This window comes from Hydrogenophaga sp. BPS33 (genome assembly GCF_009859475.1).
Taxonomy (GTDB): Bacteria; Pseudomonadota; Gammaproteobacteria; order Burkholderiales; family Burkholderiaceae_C; genus Hydrogenophaga.
Window position 1 is genome coordinate 4,222,548 of sequence record NZ_CP044549.1, and the last position, 23,422, is coordinate 4,245,969.

The window sequence follows — 23,422 nt, forward strand, 5'->3', positions numbered from 1 at the left end:
GACACGCGTGATCCAGAAACTCATCAACGCCTACTGCCGGCTGCTCGCCTGGCTGATGGTGGCGGCCCTGGCCCTCATGGTGCTCATGGTGTTTGGCAACGTCGTCATGCGCTACGGCTTCAATTCCGGCATCACCTTGTCCGAGGAGCTGTCGCGCTGGCTCTTCGTGTGGATGACCTTCATGGGCGCCATCGTGGCGCTCAACGAGCGCGCCCACCTCGGCACCGATTCGCTCGTCTCGCGCCTGCCGGTGCTGGGCCGCAAGCTGTGCCTGGCCGCGAGCCTGGCACTGATGCTCTACGTGTGCTGGTTGATCTACCAGGGCGGCTGGGAGCAGGTGAAGATCAACTGGGACACCACCAGCGCGGTGATGGAAACCTCCATGGGCTACTTCTACGCCAGCGGCGTTCTATTCGCGGTGCTGGCTGCGCCGATCCTGCTGGCGCAGCTGGCGCGCCTGCTGAGCGGACGCATGAGCGAAGGCGAACTCGTGGGCATTCGCGAGTCCGAAGACGCGCCGCACAGCAATGCCCAACCCTGAGGCGCAGGAAGAACGACCATGACCATCGTGATTTTCCTGGGCTCCTTGCTGGCCGCCATGGCCATCGGCGTTCCTATTTCCTTTGCCCTGTTGCTCAGCGGTGCCGCACTGATGTGGCATCTGGGCATGTTCGATGCGCAGATCCTGGCGCAGAACCTGATCGAGGGTTCCAACAGCTTCCCCCTGCTGGCTGTGCCGTTCTTCATGTTGGCGGGCGAGATCATGAACGCGGGCGGCCTGTCGCGGCGCATCGTGAGCTTCGCGATGGCGCTGGTGGGCCATGTGCGCGGGGGCTTGGGCTATGTCGGCATCATGGCGGCGGTGTTCATGGCCGCGCTCTCGGGTTCGGCGGTGGCCGACGCGGCCGCCCTCTCCGCCCTGCTGCTGCCAATGATGGTGCACGCGGGTCACGACAAGGCGCGCTCCGCGGGCCTGCTGGCCTCGGCAAGCATCATCGCGCCCATCATTCCGCCGAGTATCGGCTTCGTGATCTTCGGCGTGGCAGCCAACGTCTCCATCTCCAAGTTGTTCCTGGCCGGCATCGCGCCGGGCGTCCTGCTGGGTGTCGCGCTGTGCTTCACCTGGTGGTATGTGGCACGCAAGGAAATGGTCGCGCCGCCAGGGCGCAAGACCCGCCGCGAGATCCTGGCCGCGCTGAAAGACGCGCTGTTTGCCCTGGGCCTGCCCCTCATCGTGGTGGTGGGCCTGAAGTTCGGCGTGTTCACGCCGACCGAGGCGGCGGTGGTGGCCGCGGTGTATGCACTGGTGATCTCCCTGTTCGTCTACCGCGAACTCAAACTCAACCAGTTGTTCGACCTGTTTCTCGCGGCGGCAAAAACCACGGCCGTCATCATGTTCCTGGTGGCCGCTGCCATGGTCTCGGCCTGGCTGATCACCGTGGCCCAACTGCCCGACCAGCTGGTGGCTCTGCTGGAGCCCCTTCTGGAGCACCCCCGCCTGCTGATGGCCGCCATCATGGTGCTGGTGATCGTGGTGGGCACAGCCATGGACATGACGCCCACCATCCTGATCCTCACCCCGGTGCTGATGCCGATCGTGAAGGCGGCGGGGATCGACCCGGTGTACTTCGGTGTGCTCTTCATCATGAACAACGCCATCGGCCTGATCACGCCGCCGGTGGGCACGGTGCTCAACACCGTCGCAGGCGTGGGCAAGGTCAGCATGGACGACGTCACCAAGGGTGTATGGCCTTTCATGGCGGCGCAGTTCGCCCTGATGTTCCTGATGGTGATGTTCCCGCAGATCGTCATGATCCCGGCGCGTTGGCTGGCGGGCTGAATCCGCTTCGCTTCCCCAGCCTGGCTTGTGCGTGGTGCGCCACGGCCGAGGTTCCCAGATTCCCGCGCACTGCCTCTTTACCCATTGGAGACACCATGAAACGCCTGATGCTCAAGACCCTCGTTGCCGCGCTCGCCGTGACCGCCTTTGGCGCCGTGCACGCGCAGGACAAGACCATCAAGTTCGCGACCCAGAACCCCAAGGGCCACCCGATCGTGATGGGCATGGAGAAATTCGCCGAGATCGTGGCGGCCAAATCGGGCGGCAAGATCAAGGTCAACCTGTTCCCCGGCGGCACGCTGGGCAGTGACCAGGCCAATGTGTCGGCCATCCAGGGTGGCACGCTGGAGATGGCCTCGATGAACTCGGGCATCTTCGCCAACCAGGTCAAGGAATTCGCGATCTACGACTTCCCCTTCATGTTCGCGAACTCCAAGGAAGCCGATGCCGTGGTCGACGGCCCCTTCGGCAAGAAGCTGCACGACAAGCTGCAGGAGAAAGGCCTGATCGGCCTGGCCTACTACGAGCTGGGCTTTCGCACCATCACCAACAGCAAGCGGCCCATCACCAAGGCGGACGACCTCGAAGGCCTGAAGCTGCGCGTGATCCCCAACCCGATCAACGTGGACTGGGTCAAGGCCTTGGGCGCCAACCCCACGCCCCTGCCCTTCCCCGAGGTGTACGCCGCGCTGGAGCAAAAGGCGATCGACGGCCAGGAGAACCCGCTCACCGTGATCAACGCCAACAAGTTCTACGAAGTGCAGAAGCACGTGGTGCTGAGCAACCACCAGTACAACCCGCAGTCGGTGATCATCAGCAAGAAGTTCTGGGACACGCTGGACGCGGCACAGAAGAAGATCATTGCCGACGCCGCGCAGGAATCGGCCAAGTACCAGCGCGAGCAGGCGCGTGGCCAGGTGGCCTCGGCGCTGGACAACATGAAGAAGGGCGGCATGCAGGTGACCGAGCTCTCGCCCGCCGAAACCGACAAGCTGCTCGACAAGCTGCGCCCGGTGATCGCCAAGTACGCGGTGGCGGTGGGGCAGGAGACGGTGCAGAGCCTGCAGGCCGAACTCGCAAAGGTCCGGAAGTAGGCCCACCCCCGCGCCGGCCCGATGCTCGGGCCGTCACCCCCTCAAGGGGGCCCACCCGGGGACCGGCAAAGCCAGATCCTCGGGTGCTCTGGATGAGGCGCGTCGCTTCGAGCGCACCTCCCACCCACCTCTTGCGTTTCGCCTCACCATGTCCAAGACCCGCATTGCCGTTGCCGGTGCCGGCCTGATCGGCCAGGCCCACATCCGCGTGCTGCAAGCCAGCCCGATGTGCGCCTTGTCCGCCGTGGTGGACCCCTCGCCCGCCGCCGCGACGCTAGCGGCACAAGCGGGTGTGCCGCTGTTCGCCTCGCTCGACCAACTGCTCGCGCAGAACCGGCCCGATGGCGTGCTGCTCGCCACGCCCAATGCGCTGCATGTGCCGCAGGCGCTGCAGTGCATCGCGGCGGGTTTGCCGACCCTGGTGGAGAAGCCGATCGCCACCACCGTGGCCGATGCACAGGCGCTGGTGGACGCCACGGAGAACGTCGGCGCCAAAGTGCTCATCGGCCACCACCGCGCGCACAGCCCCATCATGGCCAAGGCCCGCGAGGTGATCGCCTCCGGCCGCCTGGGTCGGCTGGTCGGCGTGATGGGCAGCGCCACCTTCTTCAAGCCCGACCACTATTTCGACGACAGCCCGTGGCGCCGCGAGATCGGCGGCGGCCCGATCCTCATCAACATGATCCATGAGGTGCACAACCTGCGCATGCTCTGCGGCGAGATCGTGTCGCTGCAGGCCATCGCGTCCAGCGCCACGCGGGGTTTCCCGGTGGAAGACACCGTCGCCATCAACCTGCGTTTTGCCAACGGCACGCTTGGCAGCTTCATGCTCAGCGACACCGCCGCCTGCGCGCGCAGCTGGGAGCAAACCTCGCAGGAGAACACGGCCTACCCGAGCCACGGCGACGAAGACTGCTATGTGATTGCGGGCACCCACGGCAGCCTCTCGGTGCCGACCATGCGCCTCAAAAGCTACCCGCGCGACGAAGACCGTTCGTGGTGGAAACCGTTTGAAGAATGCACCGTGGACATGGTCCGCGACGACCCGCTGAAGCTGCAGATCGAACACTTCGGCGCGGTGGTGCGCGGCGAAGCCCCGCCCCTGGTGAGCGCGCGCGACGGGCTGCAGAACCTGAAGGTCACCGATGCCATTTCTCAAGCCGTGCGCAGCGGTGGCGTGGTGGAAGTGTGCTGAACCTCTTTTTTGTTTTTCGACAGGAGCCCCGATGAAAGTCCTCATGCTGCACGGCATCAACCACAACATGTTCGGCAAACGCGACCCGAAGCAGTACGGCACGATCACGCTCGACCAGATCAACGAGCAACTGAGCATGCTCGGCGGGGAAATGGACGTGGAGGTGCAGAACTTCCAGACCAACTTCGAGGGCGCGATGTGCGAGCGCATCCACCAGGCCTACCTCGACAACGTGGACGCGGTGCTGATCAACGCCGGCGCGTGGACGCACTACAGCTACGGCATCCGCGACGCGCTGGCCATCCTGACCTGTCCCATCGTGGAACTGCACATGTCCAACATCCATGCGCGCGAGCCGTTCCGCCACGTCTCGGTTTTCGCCGAGATCGTGCAAGGCCAGGTTGCCGGCTTCGGCGTCGACAGCTACCTGCTGGCCCTGCGCACCGCAGTGAACCACGCCCGCGCGCGCAAACCCTGACCCCCCTACCCGGCCCGCACCATGATCAACGGCACCACCGAACTCATCGCCCACATCGGCTACCCGACGCACACCTTCAAGTCGCCAATGATCTACAACCCCTATTTCGAGCACGTGGGGGTGAATGCGGTCGTGGTGCCCATGGGCTGCCAGCCGCGCGACTACCCGGCATTTCTGCAGTCGGTGTTCACGCTCAGCAACATCCGTGGCGCGCTCATCACCATGCCGCACAAGGTCGTCACCGTGGGCCTGCTCGACGACGTCACACCCACGGTGCGCGTGGCCGGAGCGTGCAACGCGGTCAAGCGCACCTCGGAAGGCCGGCTGGTAGGCGACATGTTCGACGGTGCGGGCTTTGTGCGCGGCGTGCAGCGCAAAGGGTTGAACCTGCAAGGCGCGCGCGTGCTGGTGGTGGGCAGCGGCGGCGTGGGTTGTGCCATCGCGGCCTCACTGGCGGGCGCGGGCATTGCCTCCATCGCGCTGTACGACGTGAACAGTGCCTCGGCCGAAGCCCTGGGCCAGCGCATCCGGGCCAGCTACCCGGAGATCGAGGTGGGCACCGGAAGCAACGACCCCGCCGGCCTGGACCTGGTGGTCAACGCCACGCCCATGGGAATGAACGAAGGCGATCCGCTGCCGCTGGACGTGTCCCGGCTGGACCCGCGCACGTTCGTGGGCGAGGTGGTGATGCGCACCGAGATGACGGCCTTTCTGCTGGCCGCGCAGGCGCGCGGTTGCCGCGTGCAGGTGGGCTCGGACATGCTGTTCGAGCAGATCCCGGCGTATCTGGAATACTTCGGCCTGCCCACCACCACCGCCGAGGTCTTGCGCTCGGTGGCGCGGCTGAGCTACTAAGGCCATGTGAACCCAGACCCTGCCCATCCTTCCTCGCGCCGCACCGCTCTGGGCATCGCGCTGCTGGTCACCGCGACGCTGTGTTTCGCGCTGCTGGACACCACGTCACAGTACGTGGGGCCGGCTGTGCCGGTGGTGATGGCGGTGTGGCTGCGCTACCTCACCCAGACGCTGATGACCACCGCGCTGCTCTGGCCGCAACGCGGGCGCAGCTTGCTGCACACGCACGCGCCGGGCTGGCAGTTGTTCCGAGGGGTGTTGATGATGGGCTCCAGCGTCATCGCCTACATGGCGCTGCGCCACGTGCCGGTGGGCGAATTCACCGCCATCATGATGCTGGTGCCCCTGGCCGTCACGCTGTTGGCCGCCTGGATGTTGCGAGAGCGCGTGTCGGCGCTGACCTGGGCCTTGGTGGCCGGTGGACTGACCGGGGCGCTGATCGTGGTGCGGCCCAAGGGCAGCGATTTTCACGGGGCGATGTTGCTGCCCTTGTTGCTGGTGTTCATCAACGCCAGCTACCAGATCCTGACCAGCCGTATGGTGCGCACGGAAGACCCCGGCACCATGCATTTCTACACCGGCTTGCTGGGCCTGGCCTGCTGCTCGCTGCTGCTGCCCTGGGGCTGGGCGCCCATGGCGGATGCGAAGCTGTGGGCGCTGGCGGGCCTGCTGGGCGTGTTCGGCTCGATCGGGCACTACCTGCTGATCCAGGCCTACCACCACGCGCCGGCCTCGCGCCTCACGCCCTACCTGTACGCGCAGATCGCCTTCGCCACGTTGGCCGGCTGGATGGTGTTCGGCCACGCACCCGATGCCTGGACGGTGGCCGGCATCGGGCTGATTGCGCTGTGCGGCTGGCTCGGGACGCGTCTGCGCAGCGGCTGAGTCACTTGCGGTGCGCCAAGGGGGAGCCGCCCGCACCTCGAGCTGGCGGCTGGCGTGCCTCTGTTTCATGCTTGCGCCTCGCGCTGACGGCTGGCGTGGTCCGCGTTCTCCGGCGCACCTCTCGGTCGGATGCCCGTGCACGCCTTCTCTCCTTCGTCAACACCGCATGCAGCACGCCCCCGTGCAGGCAACCGCGAATGGCGCCTGCGCCCGCGAACCCCACCATCCGTCGAGATTGGCAGGGTGGCACACATCGGGTTTTCTCCGGCCCCCGATCCCTCGGTCCTCCGGTGGTACGCCCACGTGCTACTGGGGTCGATGGTGTGGGTGTCCGGGCGCAGGCGCCATTCGCGGTTGCCACAGAGCTTGCGTGCAAACCACGGTGTTGACGCCAGGGTTTTTGAGCGCACGGGTATCCGACCGAGAGGTGCGCCGGAGAACGGGCACACGCACCAGCGGCCCGGAGGAAACCCATGCCAGCAAGGACCTCGAATTCAGGCGGAGGTCGCGTCAAATCCTCGACTTCGCCGCGATGTCGGGCGTGGGCAACTGCACGTCGCCGCACTGCGCACGCTGCAGCAGCACGTGGTCCATCACCACCAAGGCCAACAGCGCCTCGGCGATCGGCGTGGCGCGGATGCCCACGCAGGGGTCGTGGCGGCCCTTGGTAATGACTTCGGTGGATTCCCCGGCAATGTTGATGCTCTCGCGCGGCACGAGGATGGAGCTGGTGGGTTTGATGGCGATCTGCACCTCCAGGTCCTGCCCGGTGCTGATGCCCCCGAGCACGCCGCCGGCGTTGTTGCCCTTGAAGCCTTCGGGCGAGAGGCTGTCGCCATGGGTGCTGCCCTTGTGCGCCACGCTGGCGAAGCCGGCCCCGATCTCCACGCCCTTGACGGCGTTGAGGCCCATCATGGCGTAGGCGATGTCGGCGTCGAGCCGGTCGTACAGTGGCTGGCCCAGGCCTACAGGCATGCCTTGTGCGGTTACGCGCAGACGCGCGCCGCACGAGTCGCCACTCTTGCGCAGTTCGTTCATGTAGCCCTCGATGGCGGACACGTCGGCCACCGGGGCGAAGAAGGGGTTGTTGGGCACGTGTTCCCAGCTTTCGAAGGGAATGGCGAGCTCGCCCACTTGCGTCATGTGGCCGCGAAAGCTGACGCCATAGCGTTCCTTGAGCCACTTTCTGGCCACCGCACCCGCGGCCACGGTGGGCGCGGTGAGGCGCGCCGAGCTGCGTCCGCCGCCGCGCGGGTCGCGGATGCCGAATTTCTGCCAGTAGGTGTAGTCGGCGTGGCCGGGGCGGAAGGTCTGCAGGATGTCGCCGTAGTCCTTGCTGCGCTGGTTGGTGTTGCGGATCAGCAGGGCGATGGGGGTGCCGGTGGTCTTGCCTTCGTAGATGCCGCTGAGGATTTCCACCGTGTCGGGTTCGTTGCGCTGGGTGACGAACTTGCTGGTGCCGGGGCGACGGCGGTCCAGGTCACCCTGGATGTCGGCTTCGCTCAGTTCCATGCCCGGGGGGCAGCCGTCGATGACGCAGCCGATGGCCGGGCCGTGGGATTCACCGAAGTTGGTGACGCAAAACAGGTTTCCGAAGGTGTTTCCGCTCATAGGAGGGCGATTATCCCCGAGGCATGGCGGTGCGTCCGTGGGCCACTCTGGTGCATGGCTTGGGCCCATGGGGCGGCGCGGGCGACGGGAACATTTTGTGCTTGGTGCTGCGCCGCAGCAAATGGTTGCTGCGCTTCACCTGAAAGGGGCGTCCCATGCTCGACCGAACCTCCACGCTGTTTTCACACCTCAAGGGCGATCAAGGCGACTACGTGAGCGGTGGCCTGCGCGATTTCTTCCTCTACCGCGACCTCGGCATTGCCGCCGCCACGCACGGCAAGGTGATCGCGCACCTGGTCAAGGCCAACATGCCGCCGGACGAGGGCACGGGCTGGCACCGGCACGAGGCGGACTTCCAGATCGTGATCATGCTCAAGGGCTGGGCGCGCTTCATGTACGAGGACCAGGACACCCTGGTGCAGGCCGGTGACTGTGTGCACCAGCGCCCGGGCATTTCGCATTTTCTGTTCGACTATTCGCCGGATATGGAGTACCTGGAGATCGTGTCGCCAGCGGATTTCAAGTCGATCGATGTGGAGCCGGTTTGCGAGGTGCCGAAGCCTGTTCCTTGGACGTCTTGAATTCGGGGTCCTTGCTGGCGTGGGCTTCTTCCAGGCCGCTGGTGCGTGTGCCCGTTCTCCGGCGCACGCTCGCGGTCGGATGCCCGAGCGCTCAAGAACCCTCGCATCAATACCGCATGCAGCACGCCCCCGTGCACGCAACCGCGAATGGCGCCTGCGCCCGGACACCCACACCATCGACCCCAGTAGCACCTGGGCGCACCACCGGAGGGGCCGGAGAAAACCCGAGGTGTGCCACCCTGCCACTCTCGACGGATGGTGGGGTTCGCGGGCGCAGGCGCCATTCGCGGTTGCCTGCACGGATGCGTCATGCATGCGGTGTTGACGAAGGGGTGAAGGCTTGCATAGGTATGCGACCGAGAGGTGCGCCGGAGAACGCGGACCACGCCAGCCGTCAGCGCGAGGCGCGGGCATGAAACGGCATGGAAGGGCCCTAGAACTCCGCCTCCAACTCATCGATATCGTCCGGCTCCGCTTCCGCCGCCGCCACCCATTCCCGCATCGCCGGCAGCGCCATGATGGTGTCGCAGTAGGCCACGCAACGGTTGTCGATCGGCACCTGGTAGGTGATGAAGCGCGTGACCACCGGCGCGAACATGGCGTCCGCCATGCAAGGACGCGATCCGAACAGGTAGGGCCCGCCATAGGCCTGCAGGCACTCGATCCAGATGGTCTCGATGCGATCGATGTCCGTCTGCGCCCGCGACCAGAGCTTGAAGTTGGGAAAGGATGCCTTGATGTTCATCGGCAACGACGAACGCAGCACCGAAAAACCCGAATGCATCTCACCGCAGATCGCGCGGCAGTGCGCCCGCGCCGCGCGATCGGCCGGCAACAAGCCTGCCTTGGGCTTGACCTCGTTGAGGTATTCGCCGATCGCCAGCGTGTCCCACACGTGGACGCCCTCGTGCTCCAGCGCGGGCACCCGCATCGAAGCCGAGAGCAGCAACATCTCGGCCCTCATCGCCGGGTCGTCGGGCGAGATCACATGCTCGGTGAAGTCCAGCCGGGCCAGCCGCGCCATCAACCAGCCCCGCAGGGCCCAGGCACCATAGTTCTTGCTGCTGATCGTGAGTACCGCTTTGGACATGACATGCTCCTCTAGGGCCTGCGTACAGCAAGGGCTGTGCCATCGCTGTGCGCCCCTCGCGCACCGCACCGGTGCAAGGCGTAGCTGGCCCACAACTTGCCTGCCATGCGACACGTTGACTCAGGAACAGAACGATGCTGTACCAGGCCTACCAACTCCAGTCCGACCTGCTCTCACCGTTGCGCCTGGCGGCCCAGCACCTGAGCGCATCGCTCTGGCTGAGCGACACCGAAGGCAGCCTGCTGCGCAAGGTATCCGCCGCCTGCGATGTGGTCTCCCGCCTGCGCCTCACCCACACGCGCCCGCCCTACCAGATCACATCGGTCGCGGTCGGCGAACAGGTGCACCCGGTGGTCGAAGAAGCCACGCTCACCCTGCCCTTCGGCACCCTGCTGCACTTCCGAAAGATCGGCGCCGAGCCGCAACCCAAGGTACTGCTCGTGGCGCCGCTCTCGGGCCACTTCGCCACCTTGCTGCGCGAAACTGCGCGCACCCTGCTGCTAGACCACGACGTCTACATCACCGACTGGCATAACGCGCGCGACGTCGCGCTGCACCACGGCGCCTTCGGACTGGACGACTACATCCGCTACATGATCCGCTTCACCGAAACCATCGGAACGGGCGTGCACATGGTCGCGGTATGCCAGCCCTGCGTGGCCGCACTCGCCGCCACCGCCCTCATGGCAGAGGACGACCACCCCGCCCAGCCGCGCAGCCTCACCCTGATGGCCGGGCCGGTGGACTGCCGCGTCAACCCCACCGAGGTCAACAAGCTCGCCACCAGCCAACCGATCGAATGGTTCGAGAAAAACCTCATCAGCCACGTGCCGTTCCCGCACGCCGGCATGATGCGCCGCGTCTACCCCGGCTTCGTGCAGCTCACCGCCTTCATGAGCATGAACCCGGACCGCCACAAACAGTCCTTGCGCCACATCTACGACCACCTGGAAGCGGGCCGCACCGAAGAGGCCGGCGTGATCCAGGCCTTCTACGAGGAATACCTCGCGGTCAACGACCTGCCCGCCGAGTTCTACCTGGAGACGGTGGAGAAAGTGTTCCAGACCTACGACCTGCCGCGCGGCGTGCTCACCTGGAACGGCCGCACCGTGAACCCGGGCGCCATCCGCCGCACCGCGCTCATGACCGTGGAAGGCGAGCGCGACGACATCTGCTCGGTCGGCCAGACCGTGGCCGCGCTGGACCTGTGCAGCAGCGTGCGCCCTTACCTCAAGACACACCACGTGCAGACCGGCGTGGGCCACTACGGCGTGTTCAGTGGAAGGCGCTGGAACCAGCAGATCTATCCCAGGGTGCGCGAGATGATCCACAGCATGTCTTGACCCTTCTGGGCCAACGCCCTTTCGGGCGAAATATGAAACGCATACAATTCATATACGTTTCATATAAAGTCAATCCATGGGCATCGTCAAGATTTCGGACCTCATGCACGAAAACCTGCGGGTAGCGGGCAACGCGCTCAGCCGCTCCATCAATGCGCAGGCCGAGCACTGGATGCGGGTGGGCATGCTGGCCGAGATGCACCCGGCGCTCAACCTCCACGAGATCAGCCAGATGCTGGTGCGGGCCGAGCTCGACGGCGGCCTGGACATTGCCGTGGCGCTGAACGCGGCGGCCGCCCCGCCGCGCGCGGCCTCGGGAGGGAAGCGCTGATGGCGCGCGGCATCACCCTCAAGACGGCCGAAGACCTGGCAAAGTCCCGGCGCGCGGCCCAGCTCGCCGCCGAGGTGCTCGCCATGATCGAACCGCACGTGCTGCCCGGGGTCAGCACCGAAGCGCTGGACCGCCTGTGCCATGACCACATCGTGAAGGTGCAGAGCGCCATACCTGCCAACGTCGGCTACCAGGGCTATCCCAAGACCATCCTCACTTCGGTCAACCACGTGGTGTGCCACGGCATCCCCTCTCCCGAAAAGATCCTGAAGAAGGGCGACATCGTGAACATCGATGTCGCCGTCATCCAGGACGGCTGGTTCGGCGACACCAGCCGCATGTTCTGCGTCGGCACGCCCTCCCCGCTGGCCCGCCGGCTGGTGGAGACCACCTATGAAGCCATGGTGGCCGGCATCCACCAGGTGCGGCCTGGCGCGACGCTGGGCGACATCGGCCATGCGATCCAGTCGGTCGCGCACCGCGAACACTTTTCGGTCGTGCGCGAGTACTGCGGGCACGGCATCGGCCGCGTGTACCACGAAGACCCGAACGTGCTGCACTATGGCCGGCGCGGTGAAGGCATGGCCCTGGTGCCGGGCATGGTGTTCACCATCGAGCCCATGCTCAACGCCGGCAAGCGCGAAACGCGCCTGTTGGCCGACGGCTGGACCGTCGTCACCCGGGACCGCTCGCTGTCCGCGCAATGGGAGCACATGGTGGCCGTCACGCCCACCGGCTACGAGGTGCTGACCACCTGGCCCGGCGGCACCGGGGCCTACGCGCCGATCTGACGCCTCCCCGCGCCCCAAGCAAAACGCCCCGGCAGGCGGGGCGTTGGACGGACCTGGCCGAGGCTCAGGGGAAGTTCGGCTCGCTCTTGCCGGTTTCCTCTTCCGGCCAGTCGCGGATGTAGGCCTTGAGCATCTTGTTCTCGAAGTTCTGGCTGTCCACCACGGCCTTGGCCACGTCGTAGAAGCTGATCACGCCCATGAGCATCTTGTTGTCCATCACCGGCATGTAGCGGGTATGGCGCTCCAGCATCATGGGGCGCACCTGCTCCAGCTCGGTCTCGGGGGTGCAGGTCATGGGGTGGTCGTCCATCACGCTGCGCACGCTCTTGCCGCCCAGCGAGCCGCCGTTCTGCGCCAGGGTGTGGATGACCTCGCGGAAGGTGAGCATGCCCACCAGTTCGCCGTGGTCCATCACGGCGAGCGAGCCAATGTCGAACTGCGACATGGTTTCGATCGCGCGCTCCAGGGATTCCTGGGGTTGGATGGTGTAAAGGGTGCCGCCCTTCAAACGCATGATGTCGCTGACTTTCATGGCCGTTCTCCTCAGTGTCTGTCTGTCTCCAGCGGGGCTGGCGTTCGTGCAATATAGCCCACAATCGCGGGAGTTGGTCCCCCCGCGCTCCACCGCTGCGCGGGTCGCTGCCCCCAGGGGCTGACCCGCCTTGGGGCGGCCCGGCGGCGAGTCGTTTTGGTCCCCGCGCCGACGGCGCGTCGGTTCAGAACCTTTTTCGAGGAGAGACACCCCATGCCCGGCTATTCCGACCCCGGTTTCGACACGCTGGCCCTGCACGCTGGCGCCGCGCCCGACCCCGCCACCGGCGCGCGCGCCGTGCCGATCCACCTCACGACCTCGTTCGTCTTCGAGTCCAGCGACCACGCTGCCGCCCTGTTCAACCTGGAGCGCGCGGGCCACGTCTACAGCCGCATCAGCAACCCCACCAACGCGGTGTTCGAGCAGCGCATGGCCGCGCTGGAAGGCGGCATCGGCGCCATCGCCACGGCCAGCGGCCAGGCCGCGCTGCACCTCTCGGTGGCCACGCTCATGGGCACGGGCGCGCACATCGTCGCCAGCACCGCGCTCTACGGCGGCAGCCAGAACCTGCTGCACTACACGATGCGCCGCTTCGGCATCGAGACCACCTTCGTCAAACCCGGCGATATCGACGGCTGGCGCGCCGCGGTGCGGCCGAACACCAAACTGTTCTTCGGTGAGACCGTCGGCAACCCGGGCCTGGACGTGCTGGACATTCCCACCATCGCCCAGATCGCGCACGAGTCCGGCGCGCCCCTGCTGGTGGACTCCACGCTCACCACGCCCTACCTCATCAAACCCTTCGAGCTCGGTGCCGACATCGTCTACCACTCGGCCACCAAGTTCCTGAGCGGCCACGGCACGGTCATCGGCGGCGTGGTGGTCGACGCGGGCAGTTTCGACTGGGAGCGCGCCGGCAAATTCCCCGAACTCACCGAAGCCTACGAGGGCTTTCACAACATGGTGTTCAGCGAAGAGAGCACGGTGGGCGCGTTCCTGCTGCGCGCGCGCCGCGAAGGCCTGCGCGACTTCGGCGCCTGCATGAGTCCGCACAGCGCCTGGCTGATCCTGCAGGGCATCGAGACGCTGTCCCTGCGCATGGACCGCCACATGGCCAACACCGAGAAAGTGGTGCAATTCCTCGCCAGCCACCCGATGGTGGGCCGCGTGGGCCACCCGCTGCTGGACACGCACCCCAGCCACGCGCTGGCCGAGAAGCTGCTGCGCTTTGGCGCCCGGGGCGCGGGCTCGGTGTTCAGCTTCGACATCCGGGGCAGCCGCGCGCAGGGCAAGGCCTTCATCGAAGCACTCAAGGTCTTCAGCCACCTGGCCAACGTGGGCGACTGCCGCTCCCTGGTGATCCACCCCGCCAGCACCACACACTTCCGCATGAGCGACGAGGCGCTGGCGGCAGGTGGTATCGGGCCGGGGACCATTCGCTTGTCGATCGGCCTGGAAGACGCGGACGACTTGATCGACGACTTGAAACGCGCCTTGAAGGCCGCCGAGAAAGCGGGGGCCTGACCATGTTCCTTCAAGTCAATGGCGCCCCCACCTATTGCTACACCGGCGGCAAGCCCTTCGACGCCGCCAAGCCCACCGTGGTCTTCATCCACGGCGTGCTCAACGACCACAGCGTCTGGATCCTGCAAAGCCGCTACCTCGCGCACCACGGCTGGAACGTGCTGGCGCTCGACCTGCCCGGCCACTGCAAGAGCGAAGGCGAAGCGCCCGCCTCGGTGGAAGCCGCGGCCGACTTCATCGCCGCGCTGCTCGATGCCGCGGGCGTGCGCACGGCCGCGCTGGTCGGCCACAGCTGGGGCTCGTTGATCGCGCTCGAAGCGGCGGCACGCCTGAAAGAGCGCGTGAGCCACCTGGTGCTGGTGGGCACGGCCTACCCCATGAAGGTCTCGCCCGCGCTGATCGACGCCGCGCTCCACGCACCCGAAAAGGGTTTGCAGATGATCAATGTGTTCTCGCGCAGCACACTGGCCGCGCCACCCTCGGCGCTGGGCCCGGGCACCTGGGTGTACGGGTCGAGCCTGGCCCTGGGCCGCCGCGTGCTGCGCAGCAATGCCCAGGTCAACGTGTTCCACCGTGGCTTCGTGGCCTGCGACAGCTACACCGGTGGCGAGGCCGCCATCGCGGCCATCACCTGCCCGGTGCTGTTCCTGCTCGGCGGGCTGGACCAGATGACGCAGGCCAAGGCGGCGCAGCCGCTCATCCAGGCGGCACAGGCCAGCGGCAAGGCGGTGAGCACGGTCACGCTGCCGGTCGGCCACCACCAGATGACCGAGACGCCCGACGCCACGCTGTTCGCGATCCGCGATTTCCTGGCCTGTTAGACCACGCACCATGAGCCTCTTGCGCGACGCGATCACCCCACCCATGAGCGCGGCGCGCGCGCAGGCGATTGCCCAGAGCTTCGACCTGCGCGCCCTGCCTGCCGATTTCCTCGCCAACCCCTACCCGGTCTACGCCGCGCTGCGCGAGGCGCAACCGGTGCGGTGCATGCCCGATGGCTCGGTGTTCCTCACGCGCTCTTCCGACCTGGTGGCGGTGTACCGCGACGCGCAGTCCTTCAGCTCGGACAAGCACGTCGAGTTCGCGCCGAAATACGGCGAAGGCTCGCCCCTGTTCGAGCACCACACCACCAGCCTGGTGTTCAACGACCCGCCCTTGCACACGCGGGTGCGTGGACTCATCATGGGCGCGCTCACGCGCCGCGCCATCGCCGCGATGGAGCCGGGCCTGACCATGCTGGTGGACGGCCTGCTCGACGAGATGGACGCGCGCGGCGGCGGCGACCTGATCGAGGACTTCGCCTCGGCCATTCCCGTGGAGATCATCGGCAACCTGCTCAACGTGCCGCACGCAGACCGGGGCCCGCTGCGCGCCTGGTCGCTCGCCATCCTGGGCGCCCTGGAACCCACGCTCACAGCGCAACAGCAGGCCGATGGCAATCAGGCCGTGAGCGAGATGACCGCTTACCTGCGCACCCTGGTGGCCGAGCGCCGCCGACGCCCCGGCGACCCCGAGCACGACGTGCTCACGCGGCTGATCCAGGGTGAGGCCGGTGGCGAGCAACTCCGCGAGGTGGAGCTGCTGCAGAACTGCATCTTCCTGCTCAACGCGGGGCACGAGACCACCACCAACCTGATCGGCAACGGGTTGATCCTGCTGCAGGAATTCCCCGAGGCGCGTGCCGGCTTGCTGCACGCCCTGCGGGAAACCGCGGGCGATGCGGCCGCGCAAGAAGCCGTGCTGGGCCGTGCGGTGGACGAGTTCCTGCGCTTCGAATCTTCCAACCAGTTGGGCAACCGGCGCGCCGTGAAAGACACGCAGGTCGGCGGCGTGGACCTGCCAGCCGGCACGCTGGTCACACTGTGCATCGGCGCGGCCAACCGCGACCCGGCGCAGTTTGCCGAACCCGACGTGTTGAACCTTGCGCGCGAAGGCAACAAGCACCTGGCGTTCGGTTTCGGCATCCACCAGTGCGCGGGCCTGAGCCTGGCGCGACTCGAAGGGCGCATTGCGATCGGGCGCTTCCTGCAGCGCTTTCCCCACTTCCGTCTCAGCGATGCGCCCACGCGCGGCGGACGGGCGCGGTTCCGGGGATTCCTGCGGGCCCCTTTCCTTCTGGTCTGAAGCGCGCGACCTCGCGCGGAACCCGGAGATATGGCCCGGTACTGAGCAGCGTCAGAGCGCCTTCGCGCTCAGGAACTGAACCATGGACCTGCGCCACCTCCTCAACCCATCGAAGTCCAAGCCTCTACAAACCTCTGTTCAGAATCCAACCACCGAGCCAGCACCTACCCCCGTCGAGTCGCCGCTCACCATTGCGGATCGGGTGGGCAGGGAAGCCAAAAAATTCGAAGGCCTTTGGAAGCGCACCACGCTGGACAGCTTCGAGGCCACGCCCAAGTGGCTGAAGCCGTCCCAGCGAGCTCGCTTGCGCAAGATCGACAGGAACGCAGGTGCCGAACTCTTCCTATCCAGCGACGGGCTGCCGCGCAAGGAACAAGCAGGCGATCTATCGCTCGCTGGCGTCTCGGCGGGCACCAAACGGGGAACAGACGAAGTTCGTGGCAAAGACGATGACGAGGAACATCCTTCGAAGCGGTTCAAGCCCATTGAACAGCCGCGGACCGGCCTGTCTGCGGTCGCGCCGCCGCCACTGGCAATACCACCGGCCTCGGTAGTGTTCACCATTGCGCCCACCCGACAAGGCCGTGCGAAGAGCGGTGTCTCATCAACCTCGCGGAGGTGCGCGCGGTGCTGGGCAACCCAGGTGCATTGACCCTGGAAGCGATTCGCATGGCCTACAGCAGGGCGCAAAGCAAGACCATCGCCAGCAACAACACCGTGTCCACGGCCATCCTCGATTTGCTGGAGATGGCCGGGCAACACCGATCTGGCCCACCCATCCACAAACGGACGGACCTAGATCCAGCAACCTGAGCCCGGCGACGCTCCGCACGGCGGCTCCTGTTGCGACCGCGATACCTGTTCGAACCGAACGCCTTCACCGGACCCTCCCATGAAAATCAGCGACCTTGTCCATCCCACCAACCAGCCGACCACGCAACACCATGCAAACGGCTCGCCCGCGTCAACGCCAAAGTCAACGCCAGTCACCACCCATTCGCCCATCGCAGAAACTTTGGCGCCGGGTGCGGCTCCGGGCTTGCCGATTCCCACCCACCGGCTTCAACAACGGCTCGAGTCGCAACTTTCCGTGCCCGCCTTCTATACGATACCGCCCACAGAAGCTCCGCCCCGGTCGCAGCAGCCTCCTGTCGAGATCGCCACGGCGCGCTCCGCCGTCATCACCCTCCCGACGACGATCGGGCCGATCCCTCTGCGGATGATCCCGGCCGAGCTAGCGGAGCGGGTTCGGGCAACTGCCGCCGACTTCCACAAGTTGTGGCTGAACGGGGAATGGGCCGCGGCTCACGAGCAACTGCGGTTGCTGGGAAAGACATACCCGAAGTGCGGCCCCATAGAGCTGTTGCCCGAACTGAGCGAGGCGAACAAGGCCATCGGCAAGCTCAAAACCGTTGTCGGCTGCTTCCTCAGGGGAAGCGGCCATTACCACTGCAACAGCACCCCAGCCTCGGCGTGGAAGCGCGTGCTGCGTTACCAGACGGCTTCAGGTCAGGATGCCTCCAGCATGGACAACGTCGTCACGAACGACGCCATGCGTCAAGCCACCCCACAGACCATGCCTGCGGCCATCAAAGGGACGATGGTGCATCTCAGTTGGTTGTTGCCCGACTGGAAGCTCATGGGAGGCACCACCCAGCAGCATGAAAAACGCATCGCAAAGGCCCTGGGCCTGCTGTTCAAACGCCTGGATGAGATACACAAGGAGTGGCAGCGGAGTTCGCCACCCGACGAGCTTCTTCCTCACGTACTGAACGCCGTCAAACCCGGCTATTGCTCTCCTCAATTGCGCGCCACCCTGAAATCGTTCAGCGATGTCCCGGACTGGCTGAAAGAACCATTGCACCTGCATTTGGACAGCATCGCCAAAGACAAGGGCGCAGAGCTCTTCCCACCGAACGAATTGCCACAAGTTCATCACGCCATCGAATCACCAGCCCGGGTCATTCAGGGCGTCAACGCGACGCCGAACGGCGGTGGAACGAAGCGCTCGCACGACGAGATGCGCCGCGACAGCGCCAGCGACGAACCCGCGCCGCAGTACATGCGGTCAGATGCACCGCCACACATGCCGCCAGGGCACGGACCGCGCAGTGCATTCACACGGCCGCGCCCCCTGGCTTCCACGCCATTCGTCATTCCAGGTATTGAGACCAGGAACGCCCCGCCCGAATCCCCGACGCGGAGCCTGCTGAAGGCCATCGAATCGCAGCAGATCGCGGCGGTCGAACTCGCGTTGATGCAGCCGGGCGCGTGGACCAACCGGGCACTGGCGCTTGCGCAATCGATGGCCGGGTCCCGCAACAACAACATGGCCTACACCATTCTCCAGTCGCTCACCAACGCGACGCCAGCGGCAGGGGCGGTCAGCGAAGAGGCCGATCCGCGCAATCAAGACACCTGACGCCCTCGCAACCCCTCTCGTTTCGCCACAGCTTCGACCATTCGGCGTTCACCACATGAGTGAAATCACGAATACCCCACCCAGACCGATGCCGCCGGCCGCTTCATCGGAACAGCGTCAGGCGTCGGCGTCGACCAGCAACACCACAAGCTTCTCCGCCACGCCCACGCCTCTGCCCACGCTGCCAGCCACACCGCTGGCCAGCTCCCCAAAGCCCGGCGGGGACATGGTGTCTCCCGGCATCTCCCCCCATCTCGCGCCACTGACCGTCGCCCAGCAGATGTTCACCATTCCCGGCGCCGTGCACGCCATCATCATGACGGAAGAACCGCCCTCTTTGCTGCCGGGCGTCACCAACATGGCCACACCGCTTGCCGCCGAGGTGCTTGCGCCTCCACAGGCGCTCGCGCAAAACATGGTGAGCGACACAGTGCGTGTAGACAAAAAGCGGCCGCCAGAAGGTGCGCCGGACGCCTCCGACGCGCAGGCTCACCGAGACAAGCGCTCGCGGCTCGACAAGACCGCATCGAATGGAGACGAGCATTCCACTTGAGCGTCAGTCCATCCACCGCCCGCCCTGCTCGCTGGAAAGGGTTGCCACCCCCAACGCCTGCGCCACGGACATATCCATCCACCGGCTCTCGGTCCAGAAGCGCGCGGTGTGCGGCTGGTGCGCGAGCAGCAAGCGTTCGACCAGTGGGGCCACCGGCGTCATGGCCGGGTCGATCAAAAGCACATAACGCTCGCCGTCTTCGTCCAGTCGGCCGAGCCAGTCCAGGCGCACCATCACCGCCACCGGCTCTTCCAGTTGCAGCGCGTCCACACGCAGCACCTGGGCCAAAGCCTCCAGGCTCAAGCCCTTGGGAGCGGCGTGGCGCGCGGCCTGCAACTGGTAGAGCAATTCCAGCGCGAGCTGAAACGGCCAGCCCGGCGTGTCACCCCGCCGCGCCACGCCCGACCGCAGGCTGGGCATGTAGGCCGCCACCACCGCGCCCAGCAGCAGGATCACCCAGGCCACGTAGAACCACACCAGCAGGATCGGCACGGTAGCGAAGGTGCCGTAGACCACCGAGTAGGTCGGCACCTGCGCGAGGTACCAGGCCAGCACCTTCTTCGCCACCTCCAGCCCCGCGCCCACGAACAGCGCGCCGAGCAAAGCGTGGCTCCAGCGCACCCGCGTGTTGGGCACATACCGGTACAGCGCCGCGATGCCACCGGTCAGCAACGAGAATTGCACCGCTTCCAGCAGAAAACGCACACCGCCCGGCAGCGCCGAGACGACGCCGCGCGATGCCGTCACCAGGTACGAGGTCACCGTGAGGCTGCCCGCCAGCAGCAGCGGTCCCAGCGTGAGAACGGCCCAGTACACCAGCACGCGCTGGGTCAGCGAACGGGCCTGGCGCACGCGCCAGATGTCGTTGAGCTTGCGGTCGATCGTCAAGATCAAGGCGAGCGCGGTCACCAGCAACACCAACGCGCCGGCCCATCCCATCTGCCCGGCCTTGCTGGCGAACTGGTTGAGGTAGCTGAACACCTGCTTGGCGATGTCGGGCGGCACCAGGCTTTGCACCAGCCAGCGCTGCAGCGTGACCTGCAGCCGGTCGAACATCGGAAAGGCGCTGAAGATGGCCAGCGCCACGGTGAACAGCGGCACCAGCGAGATCGTGGTGGTGAAGGTCAGGCTGCTGGCGGTCACGCCCAGGCGGTCTTCTCGGAAGCGCTCGCGCAGCGTGAGCGCGGTGGTGTGCCACGGAAAGTTCAGGGCATCGCGCCACAGGTCGCGGGCCAGGGATTCAAGTGCCCGCAGGCGCTCTTGGAAGGTCATGCCGGTATCATGCCACCCTGTTTTTCTCGCCCTGCCATGCCCACCTCTCCCCCCTCTGGCGCACCCGCCGCCGCCCCTTTGAGCGCGCCCTCCTTCGCGGTGCGCGGCACACGCTGGCTCGCGGTGGCAAGCCTCATCGGCCTGATCGTGCTGGGCCTGGCCTGGGAACTCTGGCTCGCGCCCCTGCGCGAAGGCGGCTCGTGGTGGGCCCTCAAGGTGCTGCCGCTGACGATTCCGCTGGCCGGCCTGCTGAAGAACCGCATGTACACCTACCGCTGGGTGAGCCTGCTGGTGTGGCTGTATTTCACCGAAGGCGTGGTGCGCGCCACCAGCGAGTCGGGCACCTCGGCCTGGCTGGCCGCGCTCGAAGTGCTGCTGTGCATCGCCTTGTTCGTCGCCTGCGCGCTGCACGTGCGCATGCGCCTGCGCGCCGCCGGCCAGGAAGCCGTAGCGGCCGACGTGGCCCGCAACGTTCGCCCCTGAACGCGACGCTGCGTCGCACGGAGGTTTTTGAATGACAACCGAACTGCTGACGGCGCTGCGCAACGCGGTGGGACCGTCCCACGTGCTCACGCACGACGACCCGAAAGCCGACCTCTCCGCCTGGGAGAACGACTGGCGCAAACGCGCCTTCGGCCGCGCGCTGGCCGTGGTGCGCCCGGGCAGCACGCAGGAAGTCGCTGCCGTGGTGCGCGCCTGCGCGGCGGCGGGCGCGGGCCTCGTGCCGCAAGGCGGCAACACCGGCCTGGTGGTGGGCTCGGTGCCCGACGGCTCGGGCACCCAGGTGGTGCTGAGCCTGACCCGCATGAACGCGGTGCGCCACATCGACCCGGCCAACCTCACCTTCACCGTGGAAGCCGGCTGCGTGCTGCAGGCGCTGCAGGAGGCCGCTGAGAAGGCCGGCTTTCTGTTTCCGCTGAGCCTGGCGGCCGAAGGCAGCTGCACCATCGGCGGCAACCTGGCCACCAACGCCGGCGGCACCCAGGTGCTGCGCTATGGCAACGCGCGCGAACTCTGCCTGGGCCTGGAGGTGGTGACCGCCCAGGGCGAGGTGTGGAACGGTCTGACCGGGCTGCGCAAGGACAACACCGGCTACGACCTGCGCGACCTGTTCATCGGCAGCGAAGGCACGCTGGGCGTGATCACGGCGGCCACCTTGAAGCTCTACCCGCAACCTGCCGCGCAGCTCACCGCCTGGGCCGCCGTGCCCACGCTGGAGGCCGCCGTGGCACTCCTGGGCATGGCACAGCAGCACCTGGGCGCCGGGCTCACCGGCTTCGAGGTCATGGGCCAGTTCGCGCTGAGCCTGGTGGACAAGCACTTCCCCGAGCTGCGCGTGCCCTTGTGGCAAACCTCGCCGTATTGCGTGCTCCTGGAGAACAGCGACAACGAGTCTGAAGCCCATGCGCGCGGCCAGTTCGAGCGCCTGCTGGAAACCGCTTTGGAACAGGAACTGGTGAGCGACGCCGTGGTGGCCGAGAGCCTGGCGCAGGCGCACGGCCTGTGGCACATACGCGAGAGCATTCCGCTGGCGCAGTCCGAAGAAGGGCTGAACATCAAGCACGACATCAGCATTCCCGTTTCGCGCATCCCGGCCTTCTGCGCCGAGACGGACGCCTTGCTGCAGTGCAGCATGCCGGGGGTGCAGCTGGTGAACTTTGGTCATCTGGGCGATGGCAATTTGCATTACAACGTTCAAGCTCCAGCCGGCGTTGATGCCAAAAAGTTCCTGATTGAGCAGGAAAAACGGGTGAACGATCTGGTGTTCGAGGCAGTGGCTCGCTACGATGGCTCCATCAGTGCCGAGCACGGTGTTGGCAGCCTCAAAGCCGACCATCTGCCCCACTACAAAGACCCGGTGGCCCTGGGTCTGATGCGGTCCATCAAACAAGCGCTGGATCCCCACAACCTCATGAACCCAGGCCGCGTGCTCACCGTCCCATGAAGCTTCGCCCTCTCGCCGTCCGCTGTGTGTTCGCCCTGGCCCTGGCCGGCGCGGCATCGGCGCATGCGGCGGAGATCGACGCCGCGCAGCGCCAGGCCTGGCGCGAGCAGGCCCGGTGGCTGGAACATGGTGAAGGTGTGCCGCGCGACACCGACGCCGCCATCGCGCTGTACTGCCGTGCCGCGCTCGCGGGCGACGCCGACTCGGCCTACAACCTGGGCTGGATCTACGCCAACGGCCGGGGCACGCCGCGCCACGACGGCTACGCCGCGCATTGGTTCGCGCGCGCCGCGCTGCTGGGCGACACGCAGGCCGAAGCCATGTTCAAACGCATGGATGCGCCAGCGGAGAAGCCCAACTGCGTGTTGCAAGCCGAGCGCGTCGAACAGCAGTTGGCCGAGCAGACCGCCAAGGCCGCGGCCGAAGCGGCCGAGACCGAAGCGCTGACCACGCGCTACCGCGAATGGGTGAACACGCCCGAGCAGCAGCGCATCATGAAGATCGTCTACAAGCTCGCGCCGCAGTTCGGCATCGAGCCTGGTCTGGCGTTCGCGGTGATCCGCGCCGAGTCCAACTTCAACGTCAACGCCCTCTCCGACAAGAACGCGCAGGGCCTGATGCAATTGATTCCCGAAACCGCCGCACGCTTCGCGGTGCGCAAGCCCTTCGATGCGGAGCAGAACATCCGTGGCGGCCTGTCCTACCTGCGCTGGCTGCTGGCCTACTTCAAGGGCAACGTGCCGCTGGTACTGGCCGCCTACAACGCCGGCGAAGGCACCGTGGAGCGCTACAAGGGCGTGCCGCCTTTTCCTGAGACGCAGGGCTACATCAAGCGCATCCAGCAGGTCTTCTCCCTGCAGACGCATCCCTTCGACGAGCGCGTGACCGCACCGTCGCCGGTGGTGGGCCGCGTCACCGCCACCATCGGCCACTGAGCCCCCGAATCGGTAGTAACC

24 protein-coding genes are annotated in these 23,422 nt (G+C 66.4%); 20 read left to right on the top strand and 4 right to left on the bottom strand.

Translation table 11 applies throughout. The annotated features are described in order from the left end of the window. Positions 1-7 precede the first annotated feature (7 nt). From F9K07_RS19580 to F9K07_RS19610, 7 genes are all read left to right on the top strand, one after another. Positions 8-541, top strand: coding sequence for a TRAP transporter small permease (locus tag F9K07_RS19580; RefSeq protein WP_236581365.1), 534 nt, complete (start codon positions 8-10; stop codon positions 539-541). An 18-nt stretch (positions 542-559) separates the two neighbouring features. Next, entirely contained in the window at positions 560-1,840 is a 1,281-nt protein-coding gene (locus tag F9K07_RS19585; protein ID WP_159595017.1) for a TRAP transporter large permease subunit, read from the top strand. Between the two features lie 95 nt (positions 1,841-1,935). Continuing rightward, positions 1,936-2,934, top strand: a complete 999-nt coding sequence (locus F9K07_RS19590; protein ID WP_159595018.1) for a TRAP transporter substrate-binding protein — start codon at positions 1,936-1,938, stop codon at positions 2,932-2,934. A 148-nt stretch (positions 2,935-3,082) separates the two neighbouring features. Then, positions 3,083-4,129: a Gfo/Idh/MocA family protein gene (locus tag F9K07_RS19595; protein WP_159595019.1), complete on the top strand. Its 1,047-nt coding sequence runs from the start codon at positions 3,083-3,085 to the stop codon at positions 4,127-4,129. 31 nt (positions 4,130-4,160) lie between these two features. Then, the gene (gene aroQ, locus F9K07_RS19600; RefSeq protein WP_159595020.1) at positions 4,161-4,607 is read left to right on the top strand and encodes a type II 3-dehydroquinate dehydratase; all 447 of its coding nucleotides are present in this window, start codon (positions 4,161-4,163) and stop codon (positions 4,605-4,607) included. A gap of 21 nt (positions 4,608-4,628) precedes the next feature. Then, a complete protein-coding gene (locus tag F9K07_RS19605; RefSeq protein ID WP_159595021.1) occupies positions 4,629-5,462 on the top strand; it encodes a shikimate dehydrogenase family protein in 834 nt (277 codons plus the stop codon). 6 nt (positions 5,463-5,468) lie between these two features. Next, positions 5,469-6,347: a DMT family transporter gene (locus F9K07_RS19610; RefSeq protein WP_159595022.1), complete on the top strand. Its 879-nt coding sequence runs from the start codon at positions 5,469-5,471 to the stop codon at positions 6,345-6,347. A gap of 510 nt (positions 6,348-6,857) precedes the next feature. Here F9K07_RS19610 and aroC read toward each other — a convergent pair. After that, positions 6,858-7,958: a chorismate synthase gene (gene aroC / locus F9K07_RS19615; RefSeq protein WP_159595023.1), complete on the bottom strand. Its 1,101-nt coding sequence runs from the start codon at positions 7,956-7,958 to the stop codon at positions 6,858-6,860. 155 nt (positions 7,959-8,113) lie between these two features. Here aroC and F9K07_RS19620 point away from each other — a divergent pair, with 155 nt between their 5' ends. Then, complete coding sequence (locus tag F9K07_RS19620) at positions 8,114-8,539, top strand: cupin domain-containing protein (protein ID WP_159595024.1); 426 nt, start codon at positions 8,114-8,116, stop codon at positions 8,537-8,539. Between the two features lie 433 nt (positions 8,540-8,972). Here the strand turns inward: F9K07_RS19620 and F9K07_RS19625 are convergent, their stop codons facing one another. Further along, positions 8,973-9,629 (bottom strand): glutathione S-transferase, encoded by a 657-nt coding sequence (locus tag F9K07_RS19625; RefSeq protein ID WP_159595025.1) that lies wholly within the window; start codon positions 9,627-9,629, stop codon positions 8,973-8,975. A gap of 134 nt (positions 9,630-9,763) precedes the next feature. On the opposite strand from F9K07_RS19625, the gene F9K07_RS19630 reads away from it, so the two are divergent. From F9K07_RS19630 to map, 3 genes are all read left to right on the top strand, one after another. Next, positions 9,764-10,972, top strand: a complete 1,209-nt coding sequence (locus F9K07_RS19630) for a polyhydroxyalkanoate depolymerase (protein WP_159595026.1) — start codon at positions 9,764-9,766, stop codon at positions 10,970-10,972. A 76-nt stretch (positions 10,973-11,048) separates the two neighbouring features. Continuing rightward, a complete protein-coding gene (locus F9K07_RS19635; RefSeq protein ID WP_159595027.1) occupies positions 11,049-11,303 on the top strand; it encodes a ParD-like family protein in 255 nt (84 codons plus the stop codon). Further along, on the top strand, positions 11,303-12,094 hold the full coding sequence (gene map / locus F9K07_RS19640; RefSeq protein ID WP_159595028.1) for a type I methionyl aminopeptidase: 792 nt from the start codon (positions 11,303-11,305) through the stop codon (positions 12,092-12,094). The genes F9K07_RS19635 and map overlap by 1 nt, the downstream gene beginning before the upstream one ends. 64 nt (positions 12,095-12,158) lie before the next feature. Here the strand turns inward: map and F9K07_RS19645 are convergent, their stop codons facing one another. Then, positions 12,159-12,626 (bottom strand): CBS domain-containing protein, encoded by a 468-nt coding sequence (locus F9K07_RS19645; RefSeq protein ID WP_159595029.1) that lies wholly within the window; start codon positions 12,624-12,626, stop codon positions 12,159-12,161. Positions 12,627-12,839: 213 nt separating this feature from the next. On the opposite strand from F9K07_RS19645, the gene F9K07_RS19650 reads away from it, so the two are divergent. The 6 genes from F9K07_RS19650 (at position 12,840) to F9K07_RS19675 (ending at position 19,249) form a co-directional block, all read left to right on the top strand. Further along, on the top strand, positions 12,840-14,150 hold the full coding sequence (locus F9K07_RS19650; protein ID WP_159595030.1) for an O-acetylhomoserine aminocarboxypropyltransferase: 1,311 nt from the start codon (positions 12,840-12,842) through the stop codon (positions 14,148-14,150). A gap of 2 nt (positions 14,151-14,152) precedes the next feature. Next, a complete protein-coding gene (locus F9K07_RS19655; RefSeq protein WP_159595031.1) occupies positions 14,153-14,971 on the top strand; it encodes an alpha/beta fold hydrolase in 819 nt (272 codons plus the stop codon). Positions 14,972-14,981: 10 nt separating this feature from the next. Continuing rightward, a complete protein-coding gene (locus F9K07_RS19660; RefSeq protein WP_159595032.1) occupies positions 14,982-16,274 on the top strand; it encodes a cytochrome P450 in 1,293 nt (430 codons plus the stop codon). An 82-nt stretch (positions 16,275-16,356) separates the two neighbouring features. Continuing rightward, the gene (locus tag F9K07_RS19665) at positions 16,357-16,926 is read left to right on the top strand and encodes a hypothetical protein (protein WP_159595033.1); all 570 of its coding nucleotides are present in this window, start codon (positions 16,357-16,359) and stop codon (positions 16,924-16,926) included. A 240-nt stretch (positions 16,927-17,166) separates the two neighbouring features. Continuing rightward, positions 17,167-18,696, top strand: a complete 1,530-nt coding sequence (locus F9K07_RS19670; protein WP_159595034.1) for a hypothetical protein — start codon at positions 17,167-17,169, stop codon at positions 18,694-18,696. Between the two features lie 226 nt (positions 18,697-18,922). Next, complete coding sequence (locus F9K07_RS19675; RefSeq protein ID WP_159595035.1) at positions 18,923-19,249, top strand: hypothetical protein; 327 nt, start codon at positions 18,923-18,925, stop codon at positions 19,247-19,249. A 3-nt stretch (positions 19,250-19,252) separates the two neighbouring features. On the opposite strand, the gene F9K07_RS19680 is transcribed toward F9K07_RS19675, so the two are convergent. Continuing rightward, entirely contained in the window at positions 19,253-20,521 is a 1,269-nt protein-coding gene (locus F9K07_RS19680; RefSeq protein ID WP_159595036.1) for a YihY family inner membrane protein, read from the bottom strand. 36 nt (positions 20,522-20,557) lie between these two features. On the opposite strand from F9K07_RS19680, the gene F9K07_RS19685 reads away from it, so the two are divergent. The 3 genes from F9K07_RS19685 to F9K07_RS19695 are packed head-to-tail and all read left to right on the top strand — an operon-like array spanning position 20,558 to position 23,401. Next, positions 20,558-21,004: a DUF2069 domain-containing protein gene (locus F9K07_RS19685; RefSeq protein ID WP_159595037.1), complete on the top strand. Its 447-nt coding sequence runs from the start codon at positions 20,558-20,560 to the stop codon at positions 21,002-21,004. A gap of 31 nt (positions 21,005-21,035) precedes the next feature. Then, entirely contained in the window at positions 21,036-22,466 is a 1,431-nt protein-coding gene (locus tag F9K07_RS19690) for an FAD-binding oxidoreductase (protein ID WP_159595038.1), read from the top strand. Further along, positions 22,463-23,401 (top strand): transglycosylase SLT domain-containing protein, encoded by a 939-nt coding sequence (locus F9K07_RS19695; protein WP_159595039.1) that lies wholly within the window; start codon positions 22,463-22,465, stop codon positions 23,399-23,401. The genes F9K07_RS19690 and F9K07_RS19695 overlap by 4 nt, the downstream gene beginning before the upstream one ends. Positions 23,402-23,422: the final 21 nt, after the last annotated feature.

Coding starts and splice junctions, on each gene's coding strand:
- F9K07_RS19585 (WP_159595017.1), top strand. CDS start 560: ATGACCATCGTGATTTTCCTGGGCTCCTTGCTGGCCGCCATGGCCATC.
- F9K07_RS19590 (WP_159595018.1), top strand. CDS start 1,936: ATGAAACGCCTGATGCTCAAGACCCTCGTTGCCGCGCTCGCCGTGACC.
- F9K07_RS19595 (WP_159595019.1), top strand. CDS start 3,083: ATGTCCAAGACCCGCATTGCCGTTGCCGGTGCCGGCCTGATCGGCCAG.
- aroQ (WP_159595020.1), top strand. CDS start 4,161: ATGAAAGTCCTCATGCTGCACGGCATCAACCACAACATGTTCGGCAAA.
- F9K07_RS19605 (WP_159595021.1), top strand. CDS start 4,629: ATGATCAACGGCACCACCGAACTCATCGCCCACATCGGCTACCCGACG.
- aroC (WP_159595023.1), bottom strand. CDS start 7,958: ATGAGCGGAAACACCTTCGGAAACCTGTTTTGCGTCACCAACTTCGGT.
- F9K07_RS19620 (WP_159595024.1), top strand. CDS start 8,114: ATGCTCGACCGAACCTCCACGCTGTTTTCACACCTCAAGGGCGATCAA.
- F9K07_RS19625 (WP_159595025.1), bottom strand. CDS start 9,629: ATGTCCAAAGCGGTACTCACGATCAGCAGCAAGAACTATGGTGCCTGG.
- F9K07_RS19630 (WP_159595026.1), top strand. CDS start 9,764: ATGCTGTACCAGGCCTACCAACTCCAGTCCGACCTGCTCTCACCGTTG.
- F9K07_RS19635 (WP_159595027.1), top strand. CDS start 11,049: ATGGGCATCGTCAAGATTTCGGACCTCATGCACGAAAACCTGCGGGTA.
- map (WP_159595028.1), top strand. CDS start 11,303: ATGGCGCGCGGCATCACCCTCAAGACGGCCGAAGACCTGGCAAAGTCC.
- F9K07_RS19645 (WP_159595029.1), bottom strand. CDS start 12,626: ATGAAAGTCAGCGACATCATGCGTTTGAAGGGCGGCACCCTTTACACC.
- F9K07_RS19650 (WP_159595030.1), top strand. CDS start 12,840: ATGCCCGGCTATTCCGACCCCGGTTTCGACACGCTGGCCCTGCACGCT.
- F9K07_RS19655 (WP_159595031.1), top strand. CDS start 14,153: ATGTTCCTTCAAGTCAATGGCGCCCCCACCTATTGCTACACCGGCGGC.
- F9K07_RS19660 (WP_159595032.1), top strand. CDS start 14,982: ATGAGCCTCTTGCGCGACGCGATCACCCCACCCATGAGCGCGGCGCGC.
- F9K07_RS19665 (WP_159595033.1), top strand. CDS start 16,357: ATGGACCTGCGCCACCTCCTCAACCCATCGAAGTCCAAGCCTCTACAA.
- F9K07_RS19670 (WP_159595034.1), top strand. CDS start 17,167: ATGAAAATCAGCGACCTTGTCCATCCCACCAACCAGCCGACCACGCAA.
- F9K07_RS19675 (WP_159595035.1), top strand. CDS start 18,923: ATGGTGTCTCCCGGCATCTCCCCCCATCTCGCGCCACTGACCGTCGCC.
- F9K07_RS19680 (WP_159595036.1), bottom strand. CDS start 20,521: ATGACCTTCCAAGAGCGCCTGCGGGCACTTGAATCCCTGGCCCGCGAC.
- F9K07_RS19685 (WP_159595037.1), top strand. CDS start 20,558: ATGCCCACCTCTCCCCCCTCTGGCGCACCCGCCGCCGCCCCTTTGAGC.
- F9K07_RS19690 (WP_159595038.1), top strand. CDS start 21,036: ATGACAACCGAACTGCTGACGGCGCTGCGCAACGCGGTGGGACCGTCC.
- F9K07_RS19695 (WP_159595039.1), top strand. CDS start 22,463: ATGAAGCTTCGCCCTCTCGCCGTCCGCTGTGTGTTCGCCCTGGCCCTG.